Source organism: Limnohabitans sp., assembly GCF_038134685.1.
In the GTDB taxonomy this organism is placed as follows: Bacteria; Pseudomonadota; Gammaproteobacteria; order Burkholderiales; family Burkholderiaceae_C; genus Limnohabitans_A.
On the sequence record NZ_JAYPVP010000005.1, the window covers coordinates 119087 to 127918 of the forward strand.

An 8832-nucleotide genomic window follows, 5' to 3' on the forward strand; every position below is an offset into this window, starting at 1 on the left:
TCACTGGCAAGCCTCGCAACCCGGATCGTCGATCGCGCAGAACTTGATGTCAGTCGCAGGAGCGCTGTTCATCTGCGCTTGTGCGGCGGCTGCAGCAGCTTCCAGTGCGCTCATGCCGCCTGATGCAGCGCCCGAAGACACGGCATTGAGCTGGCCCGCAGAGATGGTCGACTTCTCGGCATGTGTGGCGCTGGTGGTGCGCAGGTAGTAGGTGGTCTTGAGGCCACGCAACCAGGCCAGCTTGTAGGTGTCATCGAGTTTCTTGCCCGAAGCGCCGGCCATGTAGATGTTGAGCGATTGCGCCTGATCGATCCATTTCTGGCGACGTGCAGCGGCTTCGACCAGCCATTGCGGTTCCACTTCAAACGCGGTGGCGTACAACTGCTTGATCTCTTGCGGCACACGGTCGATCGGTCGCAGCGAGCCATCAAAGTGTTTGAGGTCCATGACCATCACATCGTCCCACAGGCCCAGGCGCTTGAGGTCGCGGACCAGGTAGCTGTTGATGATGGTGAATTCGCCCGACAGGTTGGACTTGACCGACAGGTTGCCGAAGCAAGGTTCGATCGAGGCGTCCACCCCAATGATGTTGGAAATGGTGGCGGTGGGGGCGATGGCGACGCAGTTGGAGTTGCGCATGCCGTCTGCCGCGATTTTTTTGCGCAGGGCATCCCAGTCCAGTGTGGAGGAGCGGTCAACTTCCACATAGCCACCGCGCTCGCGCGCCAACAGGTCCAGGGAGTCGTGCGGCAGGATGCCTTGATCCCACAACGAGCCCTTGTAGCTTGAGTACTTGCCGCGCTCTTTGGCCAGCTCGGTCGAGGCCCAGTAGGCGTAGTAGCAAATCGCTTCCATGGAGCGGTCAGCAAACTCGACAGCAGCCTGGCTCGCGTATGGCGTCCGCATTTCATACAGCGCATCCTGGAAGCCCATCAGGCCCAAGCCCACGGGGCGGTGACGCAGGTTGGAGTCGCGGGCTTTCTTGACGGCGTAGTAGTTGATGTCGATCACGTTGTCGAGCATGCGCATGGCCGTGGAGATGGTCTTGCGCAGTTTTTCGTGGTCGAGTTCCTTGCCGTTGGTGCCGTCCTTGAGGTGGCGAGCCAAGTTCACCGAGCCCAGGTTGCACACGGCGGTTTCGGTGTCGCTGGTGTTGAGCGTGATCTCGGTGCACAGGTTTGAAGAGTGCACCACACCCACGTGCTGCTGGGGCGAGCGTACGTTGCAGGGGTCCTTGAAGGTGATCCAGGGGTGGCCGGTCTCGAACAGCATCGAGAGCATCTTGCGCCACAGGTCTACGGCCTGGATTTGTTTGGCGGGTTTGATCTCGCCACGAGCGGCCTTTTCTTCGTAGGCCAGGTAGGCTTTTTCGAACTCAGAGCCGAACTTGTCGTGCAGGTCAGGGCAATCGGAAGGCGACATCAGAGTCCAGGTGCCCTTTTCCATCACGCGGCGCATGAACAGGTCGGGAATCCAGTTGGCGGTGTTCATGTCGTGCGTACGGCGGCGATCGTCGCCAGTGTTCTTGCGCAGTTCCAGGAACTCTTCAATGTCCAGGTGCCAGGACTCCAGGTAGGCGCAGACCGCGCCCTTGCGCTTGCCGCCCTGGTTGACGGCAACAGCGGTGTCGTTGACCACTTTCAGGAACGGCACCACACCTTGCGATTCGCCGTTGGTGCCCTTGATGTGCGAGCCCAGGGCGCGCACGCGCGTCCAGTCGTTGCCCAGGCCGCCGGCAAATTTGGACAGCAGTGCGTTTTCCTTGAGGGATTCGTAGATGCCGTCCAGATCGTCGGGCACAGTGGTCAGGTAGCACGACGACAGTTGCGAACGCAGTGTGCCGCTGTTGAACAGCGTGGGGGTGGACGACATGAAGTCGAAGGTGGACAGGATCTCGTAGAACTCGATGGCGCGGGCTTCGCGGTTGACTTCATTGAGCGACAGGCCCATGGCCACGCGCATGAAGAAGGCCTGGGGCATCTCGATGCGGGTTTTGCGCACGTGCAGGAAGTAGCGGTCGTACAGCGTCTGCAGGCCCAGGTAATCAAACTGCAGGTCGCGCTCGGGTTTGAGGGCGCTGGCCAGTTTGGCCAAGTCGAATTGCAGCAGCTTTTCGTCGAGCAGGTCGTTCTCGACGCCCTTCTTGATGAACTGGGGGAAGTAGTTGGGGTAAGCGGTGGCCACTTCTTCTTGTGTCAGCTCCTGACCCAGGATCTCCTTGGCGATGGTGTGCATCAGCAGGCGGGCGGTGACGTAGGTGTAGTCGGGCTCTTTTTCGATCAGGGTACGCGCGGCCAGGATGGAGGCCTTGTACACCTCTTGCAGGGGCACGCCGTCGTACAGGTTGCGCATGGTCTCGGCCACGATGGGCTCCGGGCTCACGTCTTTGCCCAGACCTTCGCAGGCTTTGGAGACGATCCCCTTGAGGTAGTCCATGTCCAGAGCCACGCGCTGGCCGCCGTCGACCACGTGCAGTGCGGGCTGGCTGGTGGCGGCTGCGGCGGCCTGTTCTTGCTGGTGCTGGGCGCGCTCTTGCGTGCGACGCTCGCGGTAGAGCACGTAGGCACGAGCGACTTCGTGGTGGCCGCTACGCATCAGGCCCAGTTCGACCTGGTCCTGCACATCTTCGATGTGGAAGGTGCCGCCGCCGGGGCGCGAGCGCACCAGGGCGCGGACCACGGTTTGGGTCAGCTCGTCCACGGCCTCGCGTACGCTGGCGGATGCGGCACCTTGCGCGCCGTGCACGGCCAGGAAGGCTTTCATCATGGCCACCGCAATCTTGTTGGGCTCGAAGGGAACCACGGCACCGTTGCGACGAATGATCTGGTAATTGGCCAGCGCATGCACATTGTTGGCGGGCTTGGCGTCGGTGGTGGGCAGGCTCATCAGCCCAGAAGAGGAAGGAGGAATGGTTTGATCAGTTTGCAGGGTCATGGTCTTCTCTATTCTGGTGTTTGTGGTGTTTTGGGGTGCAGGCAAGAGGCTGCATCCAGTGAGCGTCGTAAATCACGTGGACACTATATATGGTGTTTGTGACGCGTTCAAGACACTACCGGTAGTGTACCTTCTGGATTTGAGAATCAACTTGGTGCATACCCGAATCGTCGCAGGTCGAGGGACGATTTCGCGATTTGAAAGCTCTTCGTGAGCGCCTTGAAACACATGGGATTCATGTCATCACAGCGCTACTTTCGAGGGGTGTCAACGCATTTGCGCGCCGAACCCGCATTGCTTCTTGGGAGTGTGAAAAAACAGCGTGTTTCTCAGCCAGAGCAAAAGCACCAAAACAGTGACTTTGGCAGAAACAAAAAAATAAAAAATTTTTTTAGACCAAGGGAAAACACCGATCCGGCCAACCAGTGTCCTTGCGCACACGGGGCCAGTCGAACCCTGGGCCGGGGTCTTGTTTGCGTCCGGGGGCGATGTGCTCATGCCCGGCCATGTGGACGATCGGATAAGCCAGCGCCAGGTCCTGGCTCAGTTGGCTCAATGTTTGGTATTGCGCAGGTTCAAAGGTGTCGCCCTCCAGGCCTTCGAGCTCGATGCCGATGGAGTCGTCGTTGCAATTGCTGCGCCCACGGTAGTTGGATACACCCGCATGCCAGGCGCGATCGTTGGCGCTGACACATTGCCAGAGGCTGCCATCACGGCGGATGAAGAAATGCGCCGATACCTCCAGCCCCCGAATCTGTTCAAAGTAGGGGTGCGCATCCCAGTCGAGACGGTTGGTGAACAGTTGCAGCACCTCGGGGCCGCCATACTGGCCTGGCGGCAGGCTGATCGAGTGCACCACGATCAAATCGATGTGCGCGCCCTCGGGTCTTGGCCCGAAGTTGGGAGAGGGCAGGTGTTTGGCCCTCGCGTACCAGCCCTGTTGCCAAAGCGCTTGATGGACCATGGTGTTCAGGCCGGGTTATGGTCGTTGGCGGCGGTGCGGTGCTCGGTGCTGCAATAAGCGCCGTGGGACCCTTGCACGGCATCGCGTTTGGGCAAATGAAGGCCGCAGTGATTGCATGCGACCGTGTCTTGGAGAACGGGACCGTCTTTGGGGGCGCTAGGAGGGGCGGGACGCCGCAGGCGGCTGATCAGCCAGATCAACCAGCCCAGCAACAGCAACCAGAACAGAGCTCTCATGTGACGGCCTTGGATCGATTCAGCTCATCCGGCCGAGCAGCACTTCGAGCACAAAGCGTGAACCCGCATAGGACAAGAGCAGCAAAGCGGTACCGGTGTAGAGCACGCGGACGGCTTTTTTGCCGCGCCAGCCCAGGCGGTGGCGTCCTACGATCAGCACCACAAAGGTCAACCAGGCCAGCAGCGCGAACACGGTTTTGTGGTCCCAGCGCCAGGCATGACCGTACAGTTGCTCACCAAACACCATGCCCGCCAGCAGCGTGGCGGTGAGCAGCACAAAGCCGGCATAGACAAAATTGAAGGTCAGTCGCTCCAGCGTCAGCAGGGGCAGACCAGTGTCTGCGTCGCGGCCGGTACGAATAAGTTGTTCGGTGCGCGTCATCATCCAGGCGTGGACCACCGCGGCGGCGAACAAACCATAAGCTGACAGGCCCAGCGCCAAGTGCAGCGGCAGCCAGGCCGAGCGGGCCATGTGCATACCCGCGCCCGGAAAAATGAGCGCCAGCAACACCGCCAGTGCGCCCAGCATGCCCATGGCCCAGCGGGCCCGCAGTTGCGGATAAAGCTGCGACTCGACGATGTACACCGTCAACATCAGCCAGGCGGTGACCGACAAGGCGGGGCCAAAGCCGAAATGCAGGCCTCCCACCAACAGGCCCAGCAGGCTCAGGGCATGACTGGCCCAAGCCAACCACAGCAAGCGTTGCGCTGTTTGCGCTCCCAGCCGATGCGCGGCCAGGGCCGGCAGGGCATAAGCCAAGGTGGCCACCACACCAGCGGGCCATGTCCAGAAAGGGCCAGTCGTTAGAATCATGGCCTAAGTTTAGCCCTCTTTCTTGTTTGGAATTGCCCCATGGCATCAGCCCTGACCGACAAACTCTCTCGCCTGGTCAAGACCCTCAGCGGTCAGGCGCGCATCACCGAATCCAATGTGGCCGACATGCTGCGCGAAGTGCGCATGGCCATGCTGGAGGCGGACGTGGCCTTGCCCGTGGTGCGCGACTTCATTGCCCGCGTCAAGGACAAGGCGCTTGGGCAGGAAGTCATGGGCTCGCTCAAGCCCGGCCAGGCGCTGGTGGGCATTGTCAACAAGGAACTCGCCGCCACCATGGGCGAGGGCGTGGCCGACATCAACCTGGCTGCCCAGCCGCCCGCCGTCATCTTGATGGCCGGCCTGCAAGGTGCCGGTAAAACCACCACCACCGCCAAGCTGGCCAAACACCTGATTGAAAAGCGCAAAAAGAAAGTGCTGACCGTCTCTGGCGACGTCTACCGCCCGGCCGCCATCGAACAGCTCAAAACCGTCACCGCGCAGGCAGGCGCCGAATGGTTTCCGAGCACGAGCGACCAGAAGCCGATCGACATCGCCCGCGCGGCCATCGACTACGCCCGTAAACACTACTTTGATGTGCTGTTGGTGGATACCGCCGGTCGTCTGGCGATTGACGAAGCGCTGATGGCCGAAATCAAGGCGCTGCATGCGGAACTCAAGCCGGTCGAAACCCTGTTCGTGGTCGATGCGATGCAGGGCCAGGACGCGGCCAACACCGCCAAGGCCTTTGGCGAAGCGTTGCCGCTCACCGGCATTGTGCTGACCAAGCTGGACGGTGACTCGCGCGGCGGCGCGGCGCTGTCGGTGCGTCAGATCACTGGAGCACCGATCAAGTTTGCGGGTACCAGCGAAAAGATCGATGGCCTGGAAGTGTTTGACGCCGAGCGCCATGCCGGCCGCATCCTGGGCATGGGCGACATCGTCGCGCTGGTCGAGCAAGTGGCGGCTGGTGTGGACATGGAAGCCGCGCAGAAGCTGGCCGCCAAAGTCAAAGGCGGTGGTGGCTTTGACCTGAACGATTTCCTGGCGCAAATCCAGCAGATGAAGCAAATGGGCGGCCTGTCCAGCCTGATGGACAAGCTGCCTTCACAGCTGACGGCCAAGGCCGGTCAGATGGACATGGACAAGGTCGAGCGCGACATTCGTCGCAAGCAAGGCATCATCCACAGCATGACGCTCAAGGAGCGCACCAAGCCTGAACTCATCAAGGCCACGCGCAAGCGCCGCATCGCCGCAGGTGCAGGCGTTCAGGTGCAGGATGTGAACCGCCTGCTCAAGGAATTCGAGCAGATGCAGGACATGATGAAGAAAATGCAGGGCGGCGGCCTCATGAAGATGATGAAGCGCATGGGTGCGATGAAGGGCATGATGGGGGGCGGTGGCTTCCCAGGCATGCCGCGCTGAGTGTTCTGAAGATCAGTCTTTAATCACCAGCTCGCCGCGCAGCGAGTGCGGATAGGCCTGGGTGATGCGGACATCCACCATCTGACCGATCAAACGGTCCATGTTCGGGCCGCCCGGGAAGTTGACCACGCGGTTGCATTCGGTGCGGCCGGCCAGGTCTGTCGGGTCTTTGCGGGCCGGGCGTTCCACCAAAATGCGCTGCACCGTGCCCACGCGGCTGTCGCTGATGCGTTGCACGTTCGCTTCGATGGTGGCTTGCAGGTGCTGCAGGCGTTTGAGTTTGACCTCGTGCGGCGTGTCGTCGTGCAGATTGGCGGCTGGCGTCCCCGGGCGCGGGCTGAAGATGAAGGAGAAGCTGGTGTCGTAACCCACGTCCTCGATCAGCTTCATCATCTTGCCGAAGTCTTCTTCGGTCTCGCCTGGGAAGCCGACGATGAAGTCGCTGCTCATCGAGATGTCAGGGCGCACCGCGCGCAGCTTGCGGATGGTGCTCTTGTATTCCATAGCGGTGTAGCCGCGCTTCATCGCCATCAGGATGCGGTCGCTGCCATGCTGCACCGGCAGGTGCAGGTGGCTGACCAGTTGCGGCACCTTGGCGTAGACGTCGATCAGGCGTTGCGTGAATTCGTTGGGGTGGCTGGTGGTGTAGCGGATGCGCTCGATGCCGGGGATCTCGGCCACGTACTCGATGAGCGTGGCGAAGTCGGCGATCTCGGTGGTGCCGCCGACCTTGGTGCTCATAGGGCCACGGTAGGCGTTGACGTTCTGGCCCAGCAGCGTGACTTCCTTGACGCCTTGTTCGGCCAGGCCGGCGATCTCGACCAGCACGTCCTCGAACGGTCGGGAGAACTCTTCGCCCCGCGTGTAGGGCACCACGCAGTAGCTGCAGTATTTGCTGCAACCTTCCATGATGGACACAAAGGCGCTTGCGCCCTCGACCTTGGCGGGCGGCAGGTGGTCGAATTTCTCGATTTCGGGAAAGCGGATGTCCACCTGCGGGCGCGCCTTGCGTTCGCGCTCGGCCAGCAGCTCGGGCAGTCGGTGCAGGGTCTGCGGGCCGAACACCACGTCCACATAGGGCGCGCGCTTGATGATCTCCTCGCCCTCCTGGCTGGCCACGCAGCCGCCCACCCCGATCAGCACGCCCTTGGCTTTCAGGTGCTGCACGCGACCGAGGTCGGAGAAGACTTTTTCCTGGGCTTTTTCGCGCACCGAGCAGGTGTTGAACAGGATCAGGTCGGCCTGTTCGGGGTCGTCGGTGGGTACATAGCCTTCGGCGGCTTTCATGACGTCGGCCATCTTGTCCGAGTCGTACTCGTTCATCTGGCAGCCGAAGGTTTTGATGAAGACTTTTTTGGCGGGGGCAGTGGCTTCAGCGCCCTCGGGCGCAGTGGTGCAGCGGTTCATGGTGTAGATCCAGAGGCTGAAAAAAACGAAGGCTCAATTATCGCTGTTGGGAGCGGCAGTCGTTCGCGGTTTGTAGAACATGGGGTAGGCTCGTGCCACGGTGGGACTGTCAAAAGCCCAGGTCACGCAGTGCCCCAGATGAAAAGGCGCGTGCTCCAGCACCGGGTGCGGCTGGCCGGCCAGTTCGCGGCGGTGCCATTGGCCCGATGGCAGGGTCTGGAATGCAGCGGTGGCCATGTTGAACAGCATCTCGCGCAGGTGGGTGCAGCCGTCCAGGCCACCCACCTTCTCGTCGATGGTTTTGCGCCAGCCTTTGCCCATGCGGCAGCCTTTGAGCTTGTGCATGTTCATGGGGCCTTGGCTGCACTCCGCATGAGGAATGTGGTCCAGCGACGTGGCCACGTCGTGAATGAGCATGTCGTTGTCAATCGTCAGGCGAATGCCCAGGCCGTGGATGGGCTGGTCTGCCGGGAAGGACGGCTCGTTGGGCACCTGAAAGGTATAGGGCTTGACGTCGGTCAGCGTGGCTTCGATGTCCCAAAGTCCATCTTCACGGTCATAGCCACGAAAAACAACGGTACGGGTGTGCGACAGGCGTCGCGGGGCGGGGGCAGGCAGGCTCACTGTGAAAAACTCAAGTCAGGGCTGCAGCACCGTCACACCCGCTTGTGCAGCTTGCCCGGTCACTCTCCAGCCTTTGTAATACATGATGACCATTGTCGCATCCGGATGCCAAACCTTGAAAGGCGGCGTTCCGAAGTGACTCCTGTTTTGTCCAGGTTTGAGGTTGTAAAGCAGGACTTTACCCCCGCCATCAAGCACGCAAACCTGTGTTGCGCTTCTTGCGACAAAGTACACGTAGTTCCCCGGCTTGCTGGGAGGAGTCTGGGGTTGGTACACCACCTGCTTGGATGTTTTGAATTTGCTCGTGCAATCAAACTCGGAAGGCGCGGTCGCCGTCGTGGGCGTGGGCGCAGGTGTAGCCATGGCCGGGGCAGGGGCGGGGGCGGGGGCAGGGGCAGGGGCAGGGGCAGGGGCAGGGGCAGGGGCAGGGG

Annotated in this window: 8 protein-coding genes; 1 reads left to right on the forward strand and 7 read right to left on the reverse strand. The window is 61.3% G+C overall.

What is annotated here, in order from left to right; all coding sequences use genetic code 11:
- From AAFM15_RS03895 to AAFM15_RS03910, 4 genes are all read right to left on the reverse strand, one after another.
- Nucleotides 1–2886 carry a ribonucleoside-diphosphate reductase subunit alpha gene (locus tag AAFM15_RS03895; protein ID WP_341685398.1) on the reverse strand — a complete coding sequence of 962 codons (2886 nt, stop codon included), beginning with the start codon at nucleotides 2884–2886 and terminating at the stop codon, nucleotides 1–3.
- 439 nt (nucleotides 2887–3325) lie between these two features.
- Nucleotides 3326–3898, reverse strand: coding sequence for a 1,6-anhydro-N-acetylmuramyl-L-alanine amidase AmpD (gene ampD / locus AAFM15_RS03900; protein WP_341685385.1), 573 nt, complete (start codon nucleotides 3896–3898; stop codon nucleotides 3326–3328).
- Between the two features lie 5 nt (nucleotides 3899–3903).
- Nucleotides 3904–4134 (reverse strand): PP0621 family protein, encoded by a 231-nt coding sequence (locus tag AAFM15_RS03905; RefSeq protein ID WP_341685386.1) that lies wholly within the window; start codon nucleotides 4132–4134, stop codon nucleotides 3904–3906.
- Between the two features lie 19 nt (nucleotides 4135–4153).
- Nucleotides 4154–4948: a cytochrome c biogenesis protein CcsA gene (locus AAFM15_RS03910; protein WP_341685387.1), complete on the reverse strand. Its 795-nt coding sequence runs from the start codon at nucleotides 4946–4948 to the stop codon at nucleotides 4154–4156.
- Between the two features lie 39 nt (nucleotides 4949–4987).
- On the opposite strand from AAFM15_RS03910, the gene ffh reads away from it, so the two are divergent.
- Complete coding sequence (gene ffh / locus AAFM15_RS03915) at nucleotides 4988–6370, forward strand: signal recognition particle protein (protein ID WP_341685388.1); 1383 nt, start codon at nucleotides 4988–4990, stop codon at nucleotides 6368–6370.
- Nucleotides 6371–6382: 12 nt separating this feature from the next.
- Here the strand turns inward: ffh and miaB are convergent, their stop codons facing one another.
- From miaB to AAFM15_RS03930, 3 genes are all read right to left on the reverse strand, one after another.
- Nucleotides 6383–7777, reverse strand: coding sequence for a tRNA (N6-isopentenyl adenosine(37)-C2)-methylthiotransferase MiaB (gene miaB, locus AAFM15_RS03920; RefSeq protein ID WP_341685389.1), 1395 nt, complete (start codon nucleotides 7775–7777; stop codon nucleotides 6383–6385).
- Nucleotides 7778–7810: 33 nt separating this feature from the next.
- Entirely contained in the window at nucleotides 7811–8401 is a 591-nt protein-coding gene (locus tag AAFM15_RS03925; protein WP_341685390.1) for a DUF2889 domain-containing protein, read from the reverse strand.
- Nucleotides 8402–8416: 15 nt separating this feature from the next.
- A partial coding sequence (locus AAFM15_RS03930; RefSeq protein ID WP_341685391.1) for a hypothetical protein occupies nucleotides 8417–8832 on the reverse strand: 416 nt, incomplete at its 5' end.

Bases quoted from the DNA above. Each gene is read 5' to 3' on its own strand.
- AAFM15_RS03895 (WP_341685398.1), bottom strand. From the start codon at position 2,886: ATGAGCCTGCCCACCACCGACGCCAAGCCCGCCAACAATGTGCATGCG.
- ampD (WP_341685385.1), bottom strand. From the start codon at position 3,898: ATGGTCCATCAAGCGCTTTGGCAACAGGGCTGGTACGCGAGGGCCAAA.
- AAFM15_RS03905 (WP_341685386.1), bottom strand. From the start codon at position 4,134: ATGAGAGCTCTGTTCTGGTTGCTGTTGCTGGGCTGGTTGATCTGGCTG.
- AAFM15_RS03910 (WP_341685387.1), bottom strand. From the start codon at position 4,948: ATGATTCTAACGACTGGCCCTTTCTGGACATGGCCCGCTGGTGTGGTG.
- ffh (WP_341685388.1), top strand. From the start codon at position 4,988: ATGGCATCAGCCCTGACCGACAAACTCTCTCGCCTGGTCAAGACCCTC.
- miaB (WP_341685389.1), bottom strand. From the start codon at position 7,777: ATGAACCGCTGCACCACTGCGCCCGAGGGCGCTGAAGCCACTGCCCCC.